This is a genomic window from Ramlibacter sp., from assembly GCF_036383835.1.
Taxonomy (GTDB): Bacteria; Pseudomonadota; Gammaproteobacteria; order Burkholderiales; family Burkholderiaceae_C; genus Ramlibacter.
The window spans coordinates 47,742-67,681 of the sequence record NZ_DASVNN010000144.1; the positions used below are offsets into that span (position 1 = coordinate 47,742).

Genomic DNA, 19,940 nt, shown 5'->3' on the forward strand with positions numbered 1-19,940 from the left:
GGCTCAATTATCCGCGGCAGCAGGCGCCGCTTTCGCTTCGTCCTCTGAAGTGTCCGTGACATCCACCGCGATCGCAATCGGACCCGCGACGGTTTCCTCTTCGCTGTCGTCCTCTGCCGACACTGCGGCCTCCGGCGCGGCGTCCAGGCGCTGGATCACGGTGCCCGTGACGTCCAGGGTGATCAGGTCGATGGCCCCCAGGCGCAGTCGCACGCGGGCGCCGCGCGGCAGGTCCGACGTGCCCATGACCGGCAGCACCAGGGGCAGGGTGTCGGCGCGGGCGAGGCCCTCCTTGAACACGGTCGCTTCCAGCTCGGTCACGCCCTGCTGCTGCAGGTACTTGAGCGTCCAGTACCGCTCCATCCCCGCCTGGTGCGAGTTGTAGGCGCCGTAGGCCGCGTCGAAACCCGAGATGATCGAGAACAATTCCGCATCCTTCGGCTTGAAGGGCGCGGCGAGCGCCGCGGTGCGGCCGTGACGGGCCGCCGCGATGATCTGCCACTGGTTCACCAGGTCGGTGTAGCGGCGCAGGGGCGAGGTGCTCCAGGCGTAGCTTTTCACGCCGATGCCGGCGTGCGGCAGCGCCTTGGTGCCCATGCGCACCTTGATGCCGGGCGCCAGGCTGGCCTGGCTGCGGTAGATCCCGGGCACGCCGGTCTCGCCGAGCCACTGGCCCCAGCTGCTGTTGGCGAGGATCATCGCCTCCGACACGATCAGGTCCAGCGGCGCGCCGCGCTTGCGCACCGTGATCTCCACCGCCTCGCCGCCCTCGGGGCCGTGCTCGCCGGCGCCCGGGACGCGGAAGTTGTAGTCCGGTCGGTTGAAGTTCTCCGGCTTGCCGCGCACCACTTCGCGCTGCGCCTTCAGCTGCTTCGCCAGGCGGAACAGGAAGGACAGCTCCGGCCGGAAGCGCGCCGCCTTTTCCGGCACCCCTCCCGCCACGAGCGAGGCGTCTTCCAGCCAGGCGGCGGTGAGGTGCTCATCGAGCTGGTCGTGCCGCAGGTTCACCGCGATCGGCACGCGCTCCAGGCGCGTCTCGCTCGCCTTCGGCTCCAGCGAGGCCTCGTCGTACTGCACGTACAGCGACACCGCGGGGCAGTCGCGGCCTTCCATCAGCGTGTAGGCCTGCACCACGTCGTCCGGCAGCATGGTGATCTTGTGGCCCGGCATGTAGACCGTGGACAGGCGCTGGCGCGCGAGCTGGTCCAGCGGCGTGCCGGCCTGGATCGCGAGGCCGGGCGCGGCGATGTGCACGCCGACGGTGACGGTGCCGCTGCCCAGGCCCTGCACCGACAGGGCGTCGTCGATCTCGGTGGTGCTGGAATCGTCCACCGAGAAGGCCTGCACGCCGGCCAGCGGCAGGTCGTCCTTGATGGCCGGCGCGGTGACCGGCGCGAAGCCGGTGCCTTTCGGGAACCACTCGAGCAGGAAGCGCTTGAAGTGGAACTGGTAGGGCGAGGTGATCGCGCCGGCCTTCTGCAGCAGGTCCAGCGGCGCCGTGTGCGTGTTGCGCGACGCCTCGACCACGGCCTTGTACTCGGGCGCGTTCTTGTCCGGCTTGAACAGGATCTTGTACAGCTGCTCGCGGATCGGGGGCGGGCAGCTGCCGGCGGCCAGTTCCGCCGCCCAGGCCTCGATCTGGGCCTGCACCTGCTTCTTCTTCTCGATGGCGGCCAGCGCCTGCTGCAGGATTTCGGCCGAGGCCTTGCGGAAGCGCCCCTTGCCGGCGCGTCGGAAATAGTGCGGCGCCTCGAACAGGCGCAGCAAGGCGGCGGCCTGCTGGGCGATCGTGGCCTGGGCGCTGAAGTACTCGCGGGCCAGGTCGGCGAAGCCGAAATCCTCCTCGGGGGCGAATTCCCAGGCCAGGTCCAGCTCGATACCCTCGGCGAGCGCCTGCGCCTCGCGCAGCAGCTCCTGCGGCTGCGGCTTCTCGAACTTCAGCAGGACATTGGCGGCCTTGACCTTCACCCGCTTGCCGGATTCCAGCTCCACCTGTGCCGAGGCGTCGGTTTCCGACAGCACCCGGCCGGCCAGGAATTTCCCGGCGTCTTCGAACAGAACGAACATCCGCGGATTGTCCCATGGGGGTCCGGCCCCCACGGCTGGGCCAGCGCAGGCGAAGTCAGGCGAGCCCCAGGAAGTCCAGGACGTCCCCGATGTGCGCGTCGAAGTCGCCGATCGCGTGATCGGAGCCCTCCAGCAGCTTGACGCGGATGCCCGGGTAGCGGCCGGTCATCTCGCGCCAGTCCAGCACTTCGTCGCCCTTGGCGATCACGGCGAAATAGCGGTCCGGATGCCGCACCGGCCCTTTCTCCAGCGCCCGCAGTTCGTCCACGTACTCCGGCGCGAAGTAAAAATGCCCGGCAGGGTCATGCCATGCGGTCTGTTCGCCGATGAAACGCGACAAATCCCGCGCCGGGTCCACGGCGGGGTTCAGCAGCACGGCCGGGCAGCCGGTCTCTTCCGCCACCCAGGTCGCGTAGAAGCCGCCGAGGGAGGAGCCCACGACGGCCATGCGGTCGCGCGGCCAGTGGGCGGTCGCTTCGGCCACCATGGCCATGGCGGCGCGGGGGGAGGGCGGCAACTGCGGGCACAGCCAGGTCACCCGCGGGTGACGGGCCCGCACGGCGGCCTCCATCCGCTGCGCCTTGAAGGAGCGCGGCGACGACCGGAAGCCGTGCAGATACAACAGGTGTGTGGAGTCCATCGGCCGGATGGTAGAGGTGGTGGCGATTCCCTTGGCCGATACCTCATTCTGCGACACACTCGCCGCGCAGGAGTCCGACGTGCTTCAAAAAACAGAACAACAGTCGCCGTTCGCGTCCCCGGGGTCCCCGGAGCTGGTGGCGCGCAGCGTCGCCATGATCCTGTCGCAGTCGCGTCAGGGCGCGGTGACGGCGGTGTTGATGGGCGGCCTGTTCGGGTTCATCTACGTGCCCGGCGCCGGCTGGGGCCCCTTCCTCGCCTGGTACCTGCCTTTCGCCGTCCTGATGGCGGCGCGCCAGCCCTATTTCCACCGCATGGTCGAGCGCGACGGCGCGACGCCCGAGACGCTGCACCGGATCGCCGCCATCGCCGCGTTCACCGGCTGGCTGGCGCCGGCGTCGGTGCCCGTTTTCGGCCGCTTCCTGGAGATCGCCGACGTCGGCGTGCTCACCATCATCACGGTGGGCTGGGCCTCCGTGGCGGTGGCGGTGCTGGCGGTGCAGCCGCGCATCTACGCCGTCTACCTCACCGCCTGTTTCGCCGTGGTGTACCTGGCGTGGATGCGCTTTGCCGGCACCACGGAGCTGATGATCATCGGCATCAGCATGGTGCTGGGCGGCCGCATGATGATGAAGCTGGGCCAGGCCGTGTGGGGCCAGCTGCGCGATACGGTGGCGGCCAACGAGCAGAACGCGCTGCTCGTGCACCAGCTGCGAGAGGCGCTGCAAAGCCAGCAGGCCGCCTACAGCGCGCGCTCGCGCTTCCTCGGCGCGGCCAGCCACGACCTGCGGCAGCCGGTGCAGGCGCTGATGTTCCTGTCCGACATCTTCCGCAAGTCGAGCGATCCCGCCCGGCGCGATGCGATGGCGCAGCAGATCGTGCGCACCGGCGAGTCCATCGACGGCATGTTCCGCCACCTGGTCGACTTCGCCCAGATCGACGCCGGCACGATGAAGGCGGTGGTGCAGCCGGTGCGCCTGGAGCAGCTGGTGATCGCCGCCGCCTCCGGCTTCGCCGAGAAGTGCGCCGCCCGCGGTCTGCGTTTCCGGGTGGACATGCCCGAATCCTTCACCGTCGCGGCGGACCCGGTGCTGCTCGAACGCACGCTGCGCAACTTCCTGGACAACGCCTACAAGTACTCGCTGCAGGGCGAGATCGTGCTGAAGGTGGAGCGCGAAGGCGAGCTCATCTCGCTATGCGTGTCGGACGAAGGCGTGGGCATGGAGGCGGAGGACCTCGCGCAGGCCTGCAACGCCTTCTTCCGCGGCCGCTCGGCGACGCTGGCGGAGGCCGAGGGCATCGGCCTGGGCCTGGCGATCTGCAAGCACATGGCCGACCTCATGCGGTCGGAACTGCAGCTGCACTCGCGCCCGGGCTCCGGCACCCGCGCGATCGTGCGGCTGCCCCTCGCCGAAAGCATGCAGCCGCGGGTGGCCGTCCCGGCGCCGGAGCGGCACGAATCGCCGCTGCGCGGCCGCCTGATCGCGGTGGTGGAAAACGACCGGCTGGCGCGCGAAGCCCTGTGCGCCTGGCTGTCGGAAGCCGGCGCCCGCGTCGCTTCCGGCAGCGCGCTGGCGCCGGTGCGCGAGGCGCTCGAGGCCAGCCAGGAAACTCCGGACTTCATCGTGGCCGATTTCCGGCTGGGCGAGGAGACCGGGATGGCCGCCATCGAGTCGTTGCGGGCGAAGTACGGTCCCGTGCCGGCGCTCGTGATTTCGGGCGAACCGGACCTGCAGGACAAGGGCTTGCCGGTGCCGGTGCTGCAAAAGCCCGTGACGCCGGACCGCCTGCTGGAGGCGCTGCTCGCCGCGGCGCCTCAGTGGACCGGCGGTGCGGGCGACGCTTCGAGGTCGCGGATGCTCAGCCCGGCGCGCGCCAGGGCATAGACCGCCTCGGTGCGGTTGGAGACGACCAGCGCCGCCAGGATGTGGGCCACGTGCGACTTCACCGTGGTGTCCGACAGTCCCAGTTCGCGGGCGATCACCTTGTTCGGCTTGCCCTGCACGATCCCGAGGAGCACCTGCCGCTGGCGTTCGGTGAGGTGCGTGCCCAGGCGGCTCCAGGCGTCCTGCTGGGCGCGGGTGGCCGGGACGCCGACGCTCAGGCTGGTGGGCGGCAGGTAGACGCCGCCGGCGAGCACGCGCGCCAGGGCGGCGTTGAACTGGTCGCTCGGCGCCGATTTGGGCACGAAGCCGAAGGCGCCCAGGTCGATGCATTCGCGCACCACCGCCGGATCCTCGTTGCCGGACAACACCAGCACCGGCACTTCCGGCCTGCGGTTGCGCACGGCGCGCACCGAATCCAGCCCGGTGTAGCCGGGCATCTGCAGGTCCAGGATCATCAGGTCGGCCCGCAGGCCGGCGTCGAGGCGCTGGAAGGCGGCGTCGAGCGTGGCGCATTCCACGACTTCGACGCCCATGCCCGTGTTCTGCAGCGCGAAGGACACGCCGCTGCGGTAAAGGGGATGGTCGTCGACTACGAGGATGTTCATGGCTGGCTCGGCTGCCGGGATGTTAGCAGCCGCCTTCCGGCCCGAAACGGCCATTCGGACGAGGGATAATTTGCCCATGGCCGCCGTTTTCGAGAAACCCTCCCTGCTGCAGCGCCTCGTTCCCGTGATGCAGGGATTCGACGGGCCGCTCGCCTTCGCCGTGTTCCTGCTCGCCTGCGCGGGCCTGCTGACGATGTACAGCTCCGGCTACGACCACGGCAGCCGCTTCCTCGACCACGGGCGCAACATGCTGCTGGCGGGCGCCATCATGTTCGTGGTGGCGCAGGTCCCGCCGCAGCGGCTCATGAGCTTCGCCGTGCCGCTCTACCTGCTGGGGGTGGGCCTGCTGGTCGCGGTGGCGGTCTTCGGCATCACCAAGAAGGGCGCCAGGCGCTGGGTCAACGTGGGCGTGGTCATCCAGCCCAGCGAGATCCTGAAGATCGCGATGCCGCTGATGCTGGCGTGGTGGTTCCAGAAGCGCGAAGGCCAACTGCGGCCGCTGGACTTCATCGTGGCCGCCTTGCTGCTGGCCGTGCCCGTGGGCCTGATCATGAAGCAGCCGGACCTCGGCACCTCGCTGCTGGTGCTGGCCGCCGGCATGTCGGTGATCTTCTTCGCCGGCCTGCCCTGGAAACTGATCATCCCGCCCGTGGTGGTGGGCCTCGTGGGCGTGGTGCTGCTGGTGTCCTTCGAACCCATGCTGTGTGCCGAGGGCTACCGCTGGCCGGTGCTGCACGATTACCAGCAGCAGCGGATCTGCACCCTGCTGGACCCGACCAAGGACCCCTTGGGCAAGGGCTTCCACATCATCCAGGGCATGATCGCCATCGGCTCGGGCGGCGTCTTCGGCAAGGGTTTCATGCAGGGCACCCAGACGCACCTGGAGTTCATCCCCGAGCGCACCACCGACTTCATCTTCGCCGCCTACTCCGAGGAGTTCGGCCTGGCGGGCAACCTGTTCCTGGTGCTGAGCTTCGTCTTCCTGGTGCTGCGCGGGCTGGCGATCGCGCTGGAGGCGCCGACGCTGTTCTCGCGGCTGCTGGCCGGCGCGGTGACCATGATCTTCTTCACCTATGCCTTCGTGAACATGGGCATGGTGAGCGGCATCCTGCCGGTGGTGGGCGTGCCGCTGCCCTTCATCAGCTACGGCGGCACCGCCATGGTCACCCTGGGCATGGGGCTGGGGATCCTGATGTCGATCTCCAAGGCCAAGAGGCTGGTGCAGAGCTGACGGCAAGGCGTGTCTCTCCCCCAATGGGAAGAGGCGAGCGGCGCGAACGGAGCGGCAAGATCGGGCGTCGATGGGTGACAGCCCGCATCCGGCCTGGGATGGAGTAGGGCAAAAGGAGACAGCTATGCGAGTTCTGGTGTGCGATGACCATTCCCTTTTCCGCGAAGGGCTGCGCCTCCTCCTCGAGAAGCTGGATTCCAGCATGGAGGTCACGCTGACCGGCTCCGCCGAGGAGGCCCTCGCGGCCACCCGCGATGCCATGTTCGACCTGATCCTGATGGACTGGCACATGGACGGCCTGGCCGGCGCCCGGGCGCTGGAAGCCCTGCGCGAGTCCGCGCCCCTCACCCGCGTGGTGGTGCTTTCCGGCGACCGCAATGCCGAACTGGTGCGCAACGCCGTGGACATCGGCGCGGCCGGCTTCATCCCCAAGGACTCGCCGCCTGCGCAGCTGATGCTGGCGGTCAAGACGATCGCCGACGGCGGCGTCTACCTGCCCTCGGCCGCCGGCGGCTCCACCATCCGCACCCGCGACGTGCGCGACGCCTTCCCCACGCTCACCGAACGCCAGGCCGACGTGCTGCGGGCCGCCTTGCGGGGCAACTCCAACAAGCTGATCGCCCGCCAGCTCGGGATCAGCGACGGCACGGTGAAGACTCACCTGCGCGCGATCTACCAGGAACTGGGCACGCGCAACCGCACCGAAGCCGTTTACATGGCCGCGGAACAGGGCGTGCGGATCTCGTAAGGGATCTAGTCTTCCAGCGCGGCCAACAGTTCGGCGCGGATCTTCCACTCTGCGTTTTCGCGGCGGGCGTGCAGCAGGCCGCAGCCGTTGGCGCGGCCGTCGGCGACGCGCGCCGCCACCCGCACCTCGTAGCCGGTGCCCTTGTGCTCGAAGGTGAAGCGGTCGCGCAGCAGCAGGTTCCAGCGGTTCTCGTTGGCGAAGGGGAAGGGCGCGTAGAGCGCCGGCGCGTGGTGCGACGCGAAGGTGCAGCGCCTGCCGCCGCCGCTCACGGTGATGCGCGCGCTGCAAGCCAGGTGCGCGTCGCCGGAGAGGAAGACGACGTTGCGCGCTTCCTCCTCGCACAGCAGCGCGAGCAGGCCGCCGAGCGAAGCCGGATAGCCCTGCCAGTTGTCCTGCCGCAGCGGCTCGCCGACGAACAGGCGGGTCCGCGGCAACAGCATCGCCGCGGACGTCACGATCTTGAGGTCGTCCTTCGGTGCCCGCTGCAGGAAATCACGCAATTCCGCGGTCTGCGGCGCACCGAGGATGCTGGCGCCGCGCACGCTGCGCTCGTCGCGGAATTCGCGCGCGGTGCGGGTGTCCGTCATGAACAGGCGCCAGCCCTCGCCGGACTCCTGCAGCCACACCGGCGCGCGGACATCGGCCTTGTGCTGCGCCGCCTGCTGCGTCTCGCCGCGCTGGTAGCGCCAGTAGGCGGCCAGGCCGCGTCCCAGGTGGTCCTCGCGCACGCGGGTGCGCTGCGGTTCCCAGTCGTCGCGGATCTCGTGGTCGTCCGGCGTCATGCGGATCACGCGCTGCAGGTCCTGCGGCAGTTCGCCCAGCGGCCCGTCCCGCCCGGTGAGTTCCTCGTAGGGCGAGCGGTAGTGGTCGTCCAGCCGCGCCGGATCGAGCAGGCCGTAGGTGGCGTCGGTGTAGACCTGGTCCCCCAGCAGCAGCAGGCGCGTCGGCAACCGGGCGCCGCCCGGAAAGCGCCGGGCGATGGCGCGGTGCGACGCATTCGCCTGGGCGCGGTCCATCATGCCGGAAGGGAACTGGCAACTCGCGAAAGCGAAGCACAGGCCCCGTTCGGGCGAGGGTGCCTCGGGCTCGGCGGCGCTCACCAGCTGGTGCTCGAAGTCCTCGCCGAATTGCCGCTGCAGGCCCGCGAGCGCCGCACCCAGCTGGCGGGCGGACACCTTGTCGTGCGCGTTTTCCTCATCGGCGGCGTCCTGGATCCAGGGATGCTCGCGCCCGGAACGGCGGCTGGGCCGGAAGCCGAAGCGGAAACCGCCGCCTTGCCGGTCCCCCGGATGGTCGTAGCGCAGCATGCACAGGTAGTGGCTGGCGTCGTGCTCCTGCACGGGCGGGGCCAGCGCCCGCGGCGCATCGACCGGCACGCGGGCGAGGTCCAGCAGCACATCCGCTTCGGCGGCGATCTCCCAGCCGCCCTCGCCGCGGCGCAGCGGCGCCAGCAGGCCCCAGGCGTCGCCGAGCGCGCGGTCGGCCGCGGCGTGCCACTGGCCGTCCTTGCTAACCAGTCCGGCGGACGGGCTCTGCCAGAGGAAGGTGCGGCTGTGGCTGGTCATGGGCTTGCTCCAGGAATCGGTACACGGGCGCGAACACGTCGCGCGCGGCATGGCGGCCGATCAGGCAGTCCTGGTGGCCGTAGCCTGCCACCTCGTGCCGCTCGATCTGCACGCCGGCGCGCGCCATGTGCCGCTGGAACAGGTCCAGCGTGGCGACGTCGGCCAGGCCGTTGTCGGCGCCGTGCACGCACAGGGTGCCGTGGCGCGGCCAGCGGGCGGCGAGCGTCGCGCCCTGCGTGTCGATCGCGCGTCCGGCGCCGTCGGTGATGGTGTTGAGCCGCGCGAAATGGATCGCCTGCGACACCGTGTCCAGGTTCAGCGGCCCGAACAGGTCGTGGACGGAGCGCAGCGTGCGGCCCGCGATGTTGCCCAGGCTGAAGTCGCGCGCATAGAGGGCGTCCATGCGGTGGCGGAAGCCGGCCCACGGCGTGCGCTTCCACAGCAGCGGGTTCTCGCGGCGGAATTCGTCGTCGGGATAGGGCATGGTGGACAGCAGCCGGTCCAGCACGCCGGTTCCGAGCGGCTGGCCCGCCGGTGCCATGAACTGGAAGTCTTCGGGCAGCACGACGTGGCGCAGCAGCTTCATGAAGTAGGCGCGCAGCACGTTGGCGTCGCTGTACACCAGCAGCGGCGCCTTTTGCGACAGCACGATCTTGCCGACGCGCTCGCGCATCGCGGCCAGTTCGTCCACGTAGCGTTTCGGGCGCGGCCCGCCGTCGGCGACGTCCACCTGGTCGAACTGCGACAGTTCGTGCGGCTGCACCAGCAGCGCGGTGCCCAGCATCAGCGCGCCGATGCAGTGCGCGAACACGTCGACGCGCTGGCCGCGCACTTCGCTGATGTGCGCGAGGGCCACGGGCAGGTCGGCCAGCGCGGCGTCCTCGAAATGCCAGGGCAGGATCGCCGAGGGCATGCCGGCGCTGGTGCGCAGGTCCAGCACCCAGACGTCGTGCCCGCGCTGGTGCAGGTACAGCGCGAGCGGCATCGGGATGGCCTCGTGCGTGTAGGTGGTGCCGCTGGCGCTGTAGCCGTGGATCAGGGCGATCGGCGGGCCGTCGCTGGCGTAGCGCGTCAGGCGCAGCCGCACCGGGATGCCGCGCCGCGGCGGGTCGAGCTCGATCTCGCGGATCGCCGGTACCGGCAGGCGCTTCGGCATCGCGGTGGGCAGCAGCTGGCGTTGCACCGCCGGCGCGGGATCGGGCGCGCGGAACGACCACAGGTGGATCGACAGCAGCATGCGGGCCCAGCAGGCCGCCCAGGAAGCCAGTTCGGCGAGCGCCACCACCTGGTTTTCCTGGCGCGCGATCCGCAGCAGCGGATAGCCCTGCTTGACCAGGAAGCGTCCGTCGAGCACCAGCGTGCCCTTGCGGAAACCGGCCGGCACTTCGGTCAGCCGCATCTCGGTGAGCTGCCGCCACGGATTGCTGCAGAGGCCGTAGGTGAGGCGCTTCTCGCCGCGCAGCGTGGCGCCGGGCGCGAGCAGGGCCTGGCCTTCAGGCGATTTCAGGATGCGCTCGACGCGCACGTGGTAGTCGAAGCAGCGCGCCTCCGAAGCGCGGGCGGCCGATGCCTTGAAGTCCTTCAACCCCATGCGCCGCGTGCTGTCGCCCGCGAGCCAGTCCTTCGCGAGATCCCACAGCTCGCGCGTGCCGCGGTTGGCCAGCCAATGGATCGAGGCCCTGATCCAGCGACCGGGATCGACGTCCTGGCGCATGATGTCGAGCGAGCCCGAAATCTCGGCGACCAGCAGGGCGGCCTCGTCGCGCTGCGGCTCGGAGGCGATCTTCAGCCGGCGGCGCAGGCCGGAGTCGGCGGGGTAGACGCGCAGGAAGGAGCGCGCGGGGACGATGGCCAGCGCGGGACGGCCGCCCGACATCATTGCCGACACCGATTCGGGCTTGTAGCCCATCGTGAGCTCGAGCAGGTAAGGGCCGGATTCGCCGATCAGGCGCTCGGTGAGTTCGACCTCCGTCGGGCGCGCCGGCGGCGGCGTGCAGTGCTCCGGCGCACGGTACACCGGCCGCCTGTGTACGACGATGGGTTTCGCCTCGCCCTGCGCCGGCAGGAATTTCCATTCCTCGGCGAGCAGGCCGGCCGCGCGCTTGGCGACCGCCGCGATCGTGAGCGCGGGATTGGCGCCCAGCGAGGCCGGAATGACGGAGCCGTCCAGCACCGCCAGGCCCGTGTACACGCCACTTTCCCGCGGCCCGGGCGCGGGGTTGAACACGCGGCCGCAGTCGTCGACGACGCCCTGCTCGTGCGACTCGCCCATGGAGCAGCCGCCCAGCGGATGCACGGTGAGCACCGGGCCGCGTTCGCCCTTGACGAGGAAGTCCATCTCGTCGGGCAGCAGGCGCCACAGGGGATTGGGCAGGACGGCGACGCCTTCGCCGCTCGCCCGCGCCAGCTTGCGGGCACGCCCGAAAGCCTCTTCGAGTTCGTGCGAGCGGCGCACGCCGGGCCAGTGCACGTGCAGGCAGCCTTCCGCGTGCGTGCGGTCGTCGGCCGCCTGTTCCTCGCGCAGCTGCAGCTGCCCGCTGCTCTCGTCGTGGCCGATCAGCCCGACCAGCAGGGTGCGGTCCATCGCGCCCGCATCCACCGCGAAGGAGTCGCAGCCGCCGTGGCCCGGGGTGTTGGGCCGCGGCGGCTTCGACAGGGTATGCAGCAGCTTGGTCGTCGTGACGGCCTCGTCGAACAGGCGCTTGAGCGGCGCGGGCACGGCGAACTCCTGCACCAGCAGGCCGCCGAGGTCGATCATCGAAGTGATCGTCGGGCCCACGCGGCGCTGCGCGAGCGGCTCGGATTCGTCGGTCGTGGCGTGCACCACCTGCGGCCCGTCGTGCAGGGCGACGAGGTTGTCGCCGTTGCACGAGAAGCGCTCGCCGAGCTGCTGCGAGAACCGGAAGTCGGGCGTGCGCGAGCGCAGCAGGATCTCCGTGCTGCCGAGCGTGCCGGCCGCGAGGATCACGCGCCGCGCCTTGATGTCGACCGGCCAGTGGCGCTGGCGCAGCGATTCGTGGGTGTAGACGGTGCGCACCGTCCACGGCCCTTTCGGGTCGCCGTTGCGCTTGACCTTGATCACGCTGCCGCCGGTGTAGATCTCCGCGCCCTTGCGGCGCGCCTCGCGCAGCAGCGTGGTGTCGACCGACTTCTTGGCGCCGACGTTGCAGCCCGTCATGCAGTCGCCGCACAGGGTGCAGGGCGGGACGTCGGGATCCGCTTCGTCGCGCGCGACCTGCACGGTGATCGCGGCCTGGCTGAAGCGCGACTCCTCGCCCGCCGCCGCGGCCAGCGCCTGCAATGCCTTGTTCTTGGGCAGGTCCTTCGCGCGCGGATGGTCCTGCAGGAGCCGGTCGCTGGCGCCGAGCTGCTGCTTGACCTGTTCGAAGAAATCGTCGGTGAGCGCCTTCGCCAGCTTGCCGGGCAGGCGCCTGCAGTCTTCCAGGCGCGGTGTCGCCATCACGCCGGCGTTGATCAGCGAGGTGCCGCCGAGGCCGTTGCCCGTGAGCGTGCAGACGTCGGTGCCGAGCCGCACGTCCAGCAAGGCGTCGTAGGCGCCGAAGGTGCGGCCCTGCGCGGTGCGCCGCACGCGCACCTGCGTGGGCAGCTCCTGCAGGCTGGAAGGGAACATGCCCGGCGTGTATTCGTTGCCGCGTTCCAGCACGCACACGCGGATGCGGCGGCGCGTGCCGCCCGGCTCCTCCACCTCGCGGCCGGCGAGTTCGGCCGCGGCCATCCCGCCGCCGTAGCCGCTGCCGACGATCAGGACGTCGAAGACGGTGTCGTCGGCCTGCGCGCGCAGCTCCGCGTAGTCGCGCGAGAGCCAGCGCAGGCCCGGTGCGGTGTCGTCATGGACGCGTGCCTTCATGGCGGAGTCCCTTCTTGCCGAGGATGCGTGCGAGCTCGGCCTCCAGCGTCGGCAGCGCCACGGGCTTGTGCAGCAGCTTGATGCCGGCGCGCGTGGCCTCCTGCAGCCGGTCGGGGGCGGTGTCGCCGCTGATCAGGAGCGAGGGCGTGGGCCCGATGGCGGCGACGATGCTGTCGATCGCGCCGATGCCCGTTTCGCCGTTGCGCAGGCGCATGTCGGCCAGCACGATGTCGGGCTTGCTTTCCTGCGCCTGCCGCGTGGCCTCTTCCACCGTGCAGGCCTCCACGTAGCGGCAGCCCAGTTCCTCCAGCAGCACCCGCATGCCCATGCGCACCGAACGCTCGTCGTCGATCACCAGCACCGTCAGGCCGGCGAAGCTCTGGTGGTCGGCCGGCTCGGCCGGCGGGGCGGGGATGAGGCCGTAGCTTTCCAGCGGCACCTTCAGGGTGACGCAGGTGCCCTGGTCCTCCACCGAGCGCAGCTCCAGGCGGATGTCCAGCAGGCTGCACAGGCGCCGCACGATCGACAGGCCGAGGCCGAGGCCCTTGGTGCGGTCGCGCTCGGGGTTGTCGACCTGGTAGAACTCCTCGAACACCATCGCTTGTTCGTGCGCGGGGATGCCGCGGCCGCTGTCCTGCACCGAGATGCAGGCGCTCTTGCCTTCCACGCGCAGGCGCAGTTCGATCTGGCCCTGCTGCGTGAACTTGATGGCGTTCTCGGTGAGGTTGCGCAGCACGCGCAGCACCAGGGCGGGGTCGGTCCAGCAGCGCACGCCGGTGGGCGCGTCGACCAGGGGACGCAGGCCCTTTTCCTCGATCGCGGCGCGCATCTCCGCGTGGTGCATGCGCAGCATCTCGCCGAGGTCGACGATCTTCTTGTCCGGTTCGACCACCCCGGCATCGAGCTTGGAGATGTCCAGCAGCTGGTCGAGCTGTTCCGACAGGGCGACGGTCACCTGGCTCAGCAGGTCGACCACCTCGCGGTCGCGGCCCTCGATCGGCCGCAGCGACAGCGCGGCGACCAGCAGGCCGATGGTGTGCAGGGGCTGGCGCAGGTCGTGGCTGGCGGCGGCCAGGAAGCGCGTCTTGGCCTGGTTGGCCTGCTGCGCCGTCGTCAGCGCCTCGCGCAATTGCTGCGCCAGCTCGCGGTCCTGCCAGCGGATCTGCACCGACTCGCTGAAGTTGCGCCACGCGTTGTTGGCCAGGCCGAGCAGCACCCACAGGTAGAGGCCCAGCAGCACGGACAGCGACATGTCGACCCAGCCCGGAGCCGGGCCGCCGGGGTTGATCAACCACCAGACGGGCAACGATCCCGCCGCGAGGACGAGGTAGGCGAGGTAAATGGCGCGATGGCCCGCCGTGGTGCCCACGGCGCCCGTGCACAGGCCCAGCATCAGCAGGGTGAAGAAGGAGCGCTCGGTGTCCGACAGGACCGGGAACGCCGTCAGCATCAGGCCGTGGCTGAGGCCGTTGATCGCGCTCAGGATGACCGCGGTGCGCAGGCGGTCGGCGGTGGGGATCTCGGTGCGCAGCGGCAACTGCCCCAGCATCCGCCGGCGGAGCATCAGCACGGCCAGCGCGACGAGGAGCCAGACACCCGGGATCCAGGGGGGCAGGTGCCGGGCGGCCATCACGGCCACCATCACCAGGAGCAAGCTCACCGCGACCGGCACGCGCCGGCTCTGTTCCGCCAGCAACTCCAGCAGCCGCTGCTGGACTTCTTCGCGAGGCGCCCGCGCGCCGGTCGTCTGCATCACTGTCCCTCTCTCCGTCATGCCTGGTACTGCTCCCTGGGAGCGGATCATGGATCGTGCCCCAACCGCCGTCCTCTGCTCAATGGGGGAGACCCGCCCGGCCGATAATGCGCGCCCATGAACCAGGTGGTGGGGATCGTCGGGGTCGGCAACATGGGCGGCGGCATGGCCGCGCGCCTGCTCGCCAGCGGCTGGACGGTGCAGGCCTGCGACCTCGTGGAGGCGAAGGTGCAGGCGCTGGTGCGCGATGGCGCCCGCGCGGCCGCCACCCCGGCCGATGCCGCCCAAGGCGCGGCGGCTCTGATCGTCTGCGTGGTCGACGCGCAGCAATCGCACGAAGTGTTGTTCGGCGCACACGGTGCCGCGGCGTCGCTGCGCCCCGGCGCCGCCGTGCTGCTGTGTTCCACCATCGCGCCGCACGACGTCGAGCGGCTCGCCGCCGATCTGGACGCGCGGAGCCTGGCGGCGATCGACGCTCCCATGTCGGGCGGACCGGCGCGTGCGCGCGACGGCACCATGAGCCTGATGGTCGCCTGCGCCGATGCGGCCTTCGACGCCAACCGCGCCCTGCTGGAGTCGCTCAGCGCCAAGGTGTTCCGCGTCGGCACGCGCCTGGGCGACGGCGCGCGCACCAAGCTGGTCAACAACCTGCTGGCCGGCATCAACCTCGCGGGCGCCGCCGAAGCGATGGCACTCGCCGGCCGGCTCGGACTGGACCTGGGCCGCACGCTGGACGTGATCGAGCAGTCCAGCGGCCAGAGCTGGATAGCCTCCGACCGCATGCGCCGCGCGATCGCCGGCGACTACGCGCCGCGCGCCCACGTCACGCTGCTGCAGAAGGACACGCGGCTCGCGCTGGAAGCCGCACGCGCGGCCGGTTTCGAGGGCGCGCTCGGCCCCGTCGCCCACGAGGCCTTCAACCGCGCGGTCGAAGCAGGCGACGCCGAACTCGACGACGCCGCGCTGTTCCGGCTGTTCTCCCCGCAATGACGACGACGGTCCTGGTCGTCGAGGACGACGACGCCATCCGCACCAACGTTGCCCGCCTGCTGAAGCTGGAAGGCTTCGCGGTCCACGTGGCGGTGGACGGCATGGAAGGGCTGGAACGCGCGAAGGCGCTGCGGCCGCACCTGGTGGTCAGCGACGTCAACATGCCGGGCATGGACGGCTTCGCGCTGGTGCAGGCCTTGCGCGCCGATGCCGCGCTCGCCACCACGCCGGTGCTGATGCTCACGGCGCTCGACGATCGCGCCAGCATGCGCAGGGGCATGGCGGCGGGCGCCGACGACTACCTCGCCAAACCCTTCACGCGGCTGGAACTGCTGGAGGCGATCGACGGCCTGCTGAAGAAGCATGGACGCATCGAGCTGAGCATCCGTTCCGCCGTGCAGGCCAGCGAGGTCGAGGGCGCGCTGCGCAACCCGCTTTCCACGCTGCGCGAGCACCGGTTCCAGCCCGGCGACGCGCCGCTGCGCCTGAAGGGCTTCCGCCTCACGCGCAAGCTGGCCTCCGGCGGCATGACCGAGGTCTATCTCGCCGAGCGCGAGGAGGACGGCCTGCCGGTGGTGCTCAAGGTGCTGGAGGCGGCCGGCGAAGGGAGCGGCGCGCGGCTGGCGCGCTTCATCCAGGAGTACGCGCTGCTCTCGCGGGTGGAGCATCCGCACGTGATCCGCATCCACGACCAGGGCTTCTCGGACGACCACGCGTACATCGCCATGGAGTACTTCGAGCGCGGCGACCTGCGCTCCGAGCTGCGGATCGGCATGTTCCCGGAACGGGCCATCGAGGTCGCGCAGCAGGTGGCGCTGGCGCTCGATGCGGTGCATGCGGCCGGCATCGTGCATCGCGACCTGAAACCCGAGAACGTGATGCTGCGGCCCGACGACAGCGTGGCGCTGGCCGACTTCGGCGTGGCCAAGCCGCTGCAGAACGACGAATCGCTGGGGCTCGCGCAGACGCGCCACGGCGAGGTGGTGGGCACGCCTTACTACCTCAGCCCGGAGCAGGCGCGCGGCGACGCGATCACGCCGGCAAGCGATCTCTACAGCCTCGGCGTGATGTTCTTCGAGATGCTGACCGGGTCGCGGCCCTTCGGCGGCGAGACGCTGGACCTGCTGCTCGCGCGCCATCTCGGCGCGCAGGCGCCGCCGCTGCCGCCGGACCTGGGGGCGCTGCAACCCATCCTCGACCGGCTGCTCGCGAAGTCTCCGCGCGACCGCTACGGCAGCGCGCGCGAACTGCTCGACGACCTCGGCCGGCCGGAGCTGCTGCGCACCTTCTCCGGTTGAACGGCCGGGTCACGGGGCGGCGACCCGGCCCCTACAATGGGCCATGATCTCCCGCGAACCCACCATCGAGCGCCTGGCGATCGCGAAGGCGCTGCTGCTCGAGCCTTTCGGCCTGGACGAAACCCACTTGTCGCGCGCGCTGGCCGAGATCCGCGCCCACCGCGTCGACGACGCCGACCTCTACTTCCAGTACACGCGCAGCGAGGGCTGGAGCCTGGAAGAGGGCATCGTGAAGACCGGCAGCTTCAGCATCGACCAGGGCGTGGGCGTGCGGGCCGTGAGCGGCGAGAAGACCGCCTTCGCCTATTCCGACGACATCTCCGAGGCCTCGCTGCTGGACGCCGCGCGCACGGTGCGTTCGATCGCGGCGGTCGCGCGCGGCGGCCGCGCCAAGGTGGGCGCGACCCGCATCGCGGGCAGCCGTTCGCTCTACGAAGGGCTGGACCCGATCGCCACGCTCGACAGCACCGCCAAGGTCAAGCTGCTCGAGCGCGCGGAGCAGATGGCCCGCGCCAAGGACCCGCGGATCGCGCAGGTCATGGCCGGCCTGGCGAGCGAATACGACGTGGTGCTGGTGGCCCGCGCCGACGGCACCATCGCCGCCGACGTGCGTCCGCTGGTGCGCCTGTCGGTCACGGTGATCGCCGAGCAGAACGGCCGCCGCGAGATGGGTTCCGGCGGCGGCGGCGGCCGCTTCGGGCTGGGCTACTTCGACGATGCGCACATCGAAGGCTACGTCAACGACGCGGTGAAGGCCGCGCTGACCAACCTCGAATCGCGGCCGGCGCCGGCGGGCGAGATGACCGTGGTGCTCGGGCCCGGCTGGCCCGGCATCCTGCTGCACGAGGCGGTGGGCCACGGCCTCGAGGGCGACTTCAACCGCAAGGGCTCCAGCGCCTTCAGCGGCCGCGTCGGCCAGCGCGTGGCGGCGAAGGGCGTGACCGTGCTGGACGACGGCACCATCGCCGATCGCCGCGGCTCGCTCAACGTCGACGACGAGGGCAACCCCAGCCAGCGCAACGTGCTGATCGAGGACGGCATCCTGCGCGGCTACATCCAGGATTCGCTCAACGCCCGCCTGATGGGCGTGGCGCCCACCGGCAACGGCCGTCGCGAGAGCTATGCGCACATCCCGATGCCGCGCATGACCAACACCTACATGCTGAGCGGCGACCGCTCGCCGGAAGAGATCGTGGCCAGCATCGACAAGGGCCTGTACGCCACCAACTTCGGCGGCGGCCAGGTGGACATCACCTCGGGCAAGTTCGTGTTCTCCGCGAGCGAGGCCTACTGGGTCGAGAAGGGCAAGATCCTCTATCCGGTCAAGGGCGCCACCATCGTCGGCAACGGCCCCGATGCGCTCACGCGCGTCAGCATGATCGGCAACGACATGAAGCTCGACACGGGCGTGGGCACCTGCGGCAAGGAAGGCCAGAGCGTGCCGGTGGGCGTCGGCCAGCCCACGCTGCGCATCGACGCCCTCACGGTCGGCGGCACGGCCTGACGAGTGACGGCGGCGCCGTCCGGCGCCTGCCCGACCGCTCAGCCGCCGCAGGCGGCCGTTCGTAATGTGTAGGCCTTTGTGTTAAGTCGCGCCGGCGCCGGCTGAGCCGATACTCCGGCTCCCACGCCGCCGCCATGAACACGCTCCCCTCCACGTCGCGCCTGCCGTTCGGGCCCATCACCGGGTTCCCGAGCGCGAACACGTTCGGGGAGTTCAGCAATTTCCTGCGCAGCGGCCTGGCCGACGAGGACAGCCGGATCTTCTCGGAAAGCATCGGCGAGGTGGCGATGCATTCGGAAGCCGTGGTGGCGGCGCTGCGCCTGGACCGCCGGCGCGATTCGATCGCGCCGCTGCTGATGGACATGCTGACCGTGCTGCGCGAGCACCGCTCGCTGGTGGTGAACCTGGGGCTCGCCTGGCGCGGCCTCTACGAATACGCGGCCTACCTGCAGGCGCTGAACAACTTCCGCGTGGTGATCGGCCAGTGGCTGCTGCATGCGAGTCCCTGGGACGGCGAACTGCAGGTCACGGCGGAGGAGTTCGCGCTGGTGGCCTGGCGCACCATGGGCGAAGGCATGCTGCTCGTCGACATGTACGAGCAGTGGCGCGAGCGCGAGGAAGACGCGTCCAACCTCGGCCAGCTCGAGGAGCCGCAGCTTGAGCGCGTGCGCCAGTGGTGGCACAAGCTGCGGCGCTGAAGCCACGCGCCTCGTTCCACGCGGTGGACGTTTTCACCTTCTGTGCTACATTGACCTCCATGCGTACCGCTCGCGGTTTCTTCTTTTTTGGCTACTTTTGGTTCTCCAGCGCCCCCGGCGGAAGAGAGATCTGAGCGTACCCGCGACAAACGCAAACAGACACCTCGAAAAACCGCCGGCAACCCCGGCGGTTTTTTCTTGGGCCCGCGAAATCACCCACCCCGAAGAGAAAGCCCGTCATGAACGCCAAAGCCACCGCCGCTTCCGATGCCTGGTATGCGCATCCCGTCGACAAGACCAGCTCCACCGACGACGAACGCATCAAGGACATCACCGTGCTTCCTCCTCCCGAACACCTGATCCGCTTCTTCCCGATCCGCGGCACCGCGGTGGAAACGCTGATCGCGCAGACCCGGCGCAAGATCCACGACATCATGGCCGGGCAGGACGACCGGCTGCTGGTGGTGATCGGCCCCTGCTCGATCCATGACCCGGGCGCCGCGCTGGACTACGCGCGCAAGCTGAAGGAAGTGCGCACCAGGTACGCCGACACGCTGGAAGTCGTGATGCGCGTGTACTTCGAGAAGCCGCGCACGACGGTGGGCTGGAAGGGCCTGATCAACGACCCCTACCTCGACGAGAGCTACCGCATCGACGAGGGCCTGCGCATCGCGCGCCAGCTGCTGATCGAGATCAACCGCACCGGCGTGCCCGCCGGCAGCGAGTTCCTCGACGTGATCTCCCCGCAGTACATCGGCGACCTGATCTCCTGGGGCGCGATCGGCGCGCGCACCACCGAAAGCCAGGTGCACCGCGAGCTGGCCTCGGGGCTGTCGGCGCCGATCGGCTTCAAGAACGGCACCGACGGCAACATCAAGATTGCCACCGACGCGATCCAGGCCGCCTCGCGCGGCCACCATTTCCTCTCGGTGCACAAGAACGGCCAGGTGGCGATCGTCGAGACGCGCGGCAACAAGGACTGCCACGTCATCCTGCGCGGCGGCAAGACGCCCAACTACAACGCGGCCCACGTCGCCGCGGCGTGCAGCGAGATCGAGGCGGCAAGGCTCGAGTGCTCGCTGATGATC

Annotated in this window: 14 protein-coding genes; 8 read left to right on the forward strand and 6 right to left on the reverse strand. The window is 70.2% G+C overall.

The annotated features are described in order from the left end of the window. Positions 1-3 precede the first annotated feature (3 nt). The gene (locus tag VF522_RS22535) at positions 4-2,067 is read right to left on the reverse strand and encodes a ribonuclease catalytic domain-containing protein (protein ID WP_330910568.1); all 2,064 of its coding nucleotides are present in this window, start codon (positions 2,065-2,067) and stop codon (positions 4-6) included. Positions 2,068-2,122: 55 nt separating this feature from the next. Further along, positions 2,123-2,707 carry a YqiA/YcfP family alpha/beta fold hydrolase gene (locus VF522_RS22540; protein ID WP_330910569.1) on the reverse strand — a complete coding sequence of 195 codons (585 nt, stop codon included), beginning with the start codon at positions 2,705-2,707 and terminating at the stop codon, positions 2,123-2,125. Between the two features lie 79 nt (positions 2,708-2,786). Here VF522_RS22540 and VF522_RS22545 point away from each other — a divergent pair, with 79 nt between their 5' ends. Then, a complete protein-coding gene (locus VF522_RS22545) occupies positions 2,787-4,592 on the forward strand; it encodes a hybrid sensor histidine kinase/response regulator (RefSeq protein WP_330910570.1) in 1,806 nt (601 codons plus the stop codon). Here the strand turns inward: VF522_RS22545 and VF522_RS22550 are convergent. Continuing rightward, positions 4,523-5,197: a response regulator transcription factor gene (locus VF522_RS22550; RefSeq protein ID WP_330910571.1), complete on the reverse strand. Its 675-nt coding sequence runs from the start codon at positions 5,195-5,197 to the stop codon at positions 4,523-4,525. The genes VF522_RS22545 and VF522_RS22550 overlap by 70 nt on opposite strands. 76 nt (positions 5,198-5,273) lie before the next feature. On the opposite strand from VF522_RS22550, the gene rodA reads away from it, so the two are divergent. Both rodA and VF522_RS22560 read left to right on the forward strand, forming a co-directional pair. After that, positions 5,274-6,428, forward strand: a complete 1,155-nt coding sequence (gene rodA / locus VF522_RS22555; RefSeq protein WP_330910572.1) for a rod shape-determining protein RodA — start codon at positions 5,274-5,276, stop codon at positions 6,426-6,428. Between the two features lie 124 nt (positions 6,429-6,552). Continuing rightward, positions 6,553-7,176, forward strand: a complete 624-nt coding sequence (locus VF522_RS22560) for a response regulator transcription factor (protein ID WP_330910573.1) — start codon at positions 6,553-6,555, stop codon at positions 7,174-7,176. A gap of 5 nt (positions 7,177-7,181) precedes the next feature. On the opposite strand, the gene VF522_RS22565 is transcribed toward VF522_RS22560, so the two are convergent. The 3 genes from VF522_RS22565 to VF522_RS22575 are packed head-to-tail and all read right to left on the reverse strand — an operon-like array spanning position 7,182 to position 14,362. After that, the gene (locus tag VF522_RS22565) at positions 7,182-8,741 is read right to left on the reverse strand and encodes an alkaline phosphatase D family protein (RefSeq protein ID WP_330910574.1); all 1,560 of its coding nucleotides are present in this window, start codon (positions 8,739-8,741) and stop codon (positions 7,182-7,184) included. Continuing rightward, positions 8,686-12,609 (reverse strand): GMC family oxidoreductase N-terminal domain-containing protein, encoded by a 3,924-nt coding sequence (locus VF522_RS22570; protein ID WP_330910575.1) that lies wholly within the window; start codon positions 12,607-12,609, stop codon positions 8,686-8,688. The genes VF522_RS22565 and VF522_RS22570 overlap by 56 nt, the downstream gene beginning before the upstream one ends. After that, complete coding sequence (locus tag VF522_RS22575) at positions 12,590-14,362, reverse strand: ATP-binding response regulator (protein ID WP_330910576.1); 1,773 nt, start codon at positions 14,360-14,362, stop codon at positions 12,590-12,592. The genes VF522_RS22570 and VF522_RS22575 overlap by 20 nt, the downstream gene beginning before the upstream one ends. Before the next feature lie 117 nt (positions 14,363-14,479). Here VF522_RS22575 and VF522_RS22580 point away from each other — a divergent pair, with 117 nt between their 5' ends. The 5 genes from VF522_RS22580 to VF522_RS22600 form a co-directional block, all read left to right on the forward strand. Then, positions 14,480-15,352 carry an NAD(P)-dependent oxidoreductase gene (locus tag VF522_RS22580; RefSeq protein WP_330910577.1) on the forward strand — a complete coding sequence of 291 codons (873 nt, stop codon included), beginning with the start codon at positions 14,480-14,482 and terminating at the stop codon, positions 15,350-15,352. Beyond that, the gene (locus VF522_RS22585) at positions 15,349-16,650 is read left to right on the forward strand and encodes a protein kinase domain-containing protein (RefSeq protein WP_330910578.1); all 1,302 of its coding nucleotides are present in this window, start codon (positions 15,349-15,351) and stop codon (positions 16,648-16,650) included. The genes VF522_RS22580 and VF522_RS22585 overlap by 4 nt, the downstream gene beginning before the upstream one ends. Before the next feature lie 43 nt (positions 16,651-16,693). Then, entirely contained in the window at positions 16,694-18,154 is a 1,461-nt protein-coding gene (gene tldD, locus VF522_RS22590; protein WP_330910579.1) for a metalloprotease TldD, read from the forward strand. Between the two features lie 134 nt (positions 18,155-18,288). Further along, the gene (locus tag VF522_RS22595) at positions 18,289-18,852 is read left to right on the forward strand and encodes a hypothetical protein (protein ID WP_330910580.1); all 564 of its coding nucleotides are present in this window, start codon (positions 18,289-18,291) and stop codon (positions 18,850-18,852) included. A gap of 239 nt (positions 18,853-19,091) precedes the next feature. Continuing rightward, on the forward strand, positions 19,092-19,940 hold an 849-nt coding region (locus VF522_RS22600), incomplete at its 3' end, for a 3-deoxy-7-phosphoheptulonate synthase (RefSeq protein ID WP_330910581.1).

Excerpts from the sequence above, each read along its gene's own strand:
- VF522_RS22535 (WP_330910568.1), bottom strand. The coding sequence starts at position 2,067 with ATGTTCGTTCTGTTCGAAGACGCCGGGAAATTCCTGGCCGGCCGGGTG.
- VF522_RS22540 (WP_330910569.1), bottom strand. The coding sequence starts at position 2,707 with ATGGACTCCACACACCTGTTGTATCTGCACGGCTTCCGGTCGTCGCCG.
- VF522_RS22550 (WP_330910571.1), bottom strand. The coding sequence starts at position 5,197 with ATGAACATCCTCGTAGTCGACGACCATCCCCTTTACCGCAGCGGCGTG.
- rodA (WP_330910572.1), top strand. The coding sequence starts at position 5,274 with ATGGCCGCCGTTTTCGAGAAACCCTCCCTGCTGCAGCGCCTCGTTCCC.
- VF522_RS22560 (WP_330910573.1), top strand. The coding sequence starts at position 6,553 with ATGCGAGTTCTGGTGTGCGATGACCATTCCCTTTTCCGCGAAGGGCTG.
- VF522_RS22565 (WP_330910574.1), bottom strand. The coding sequence starts at position 8,741 with ATGACCAGCCACAGCCGCACCTTCCTCTGGCAGAGCCCGTCCGCCGGA.
- VF522_RS22570 (WP_330910575.1), bottom strand. The coding sequence starts at position 12,609 with ATGAAGGCACGCGTCCATGACGACACCGCACCGGGCCTGCGCTGGCTC.
- VF522_RS22575 (WP_330910576.1), bottom strand. The coding sequence starts at position 14,362 with ATGCAGACGACCGGCGCGCGGGCGCCTCGCGAAGAAGTCCAGCAGCGG.
- VF522_RS22580 (WP_330910577.1), top strand. The coding sequence starts at position 14,480 with ATGAACCAGGTGGTGGGGATCGTCGGGGTCGGCAACATGGGCGGCGGC.
- VF522_RS22585 (WP_330910578.1), top strand. The coding sequence starts at position 15,349 with ATGACGACGACGGTCCTGGTCGTCGAGGACGACGACGCCATCCGCACC.
- tldD (WP_330910579.1), top strand. The coding sequence starts at position 16,694 with ATGATCTCCCGCGAACCCACCATCGAGCGCCTGGCGATCGCGAAGGCG.
- VF522_RS22595 (WP_330910580.1), top strand. The coding sequence starts at position 18,289 with ATGAACACGCTCCCCTCCACGTCGCGCCTGCCGTTCGGGCCCATCACC.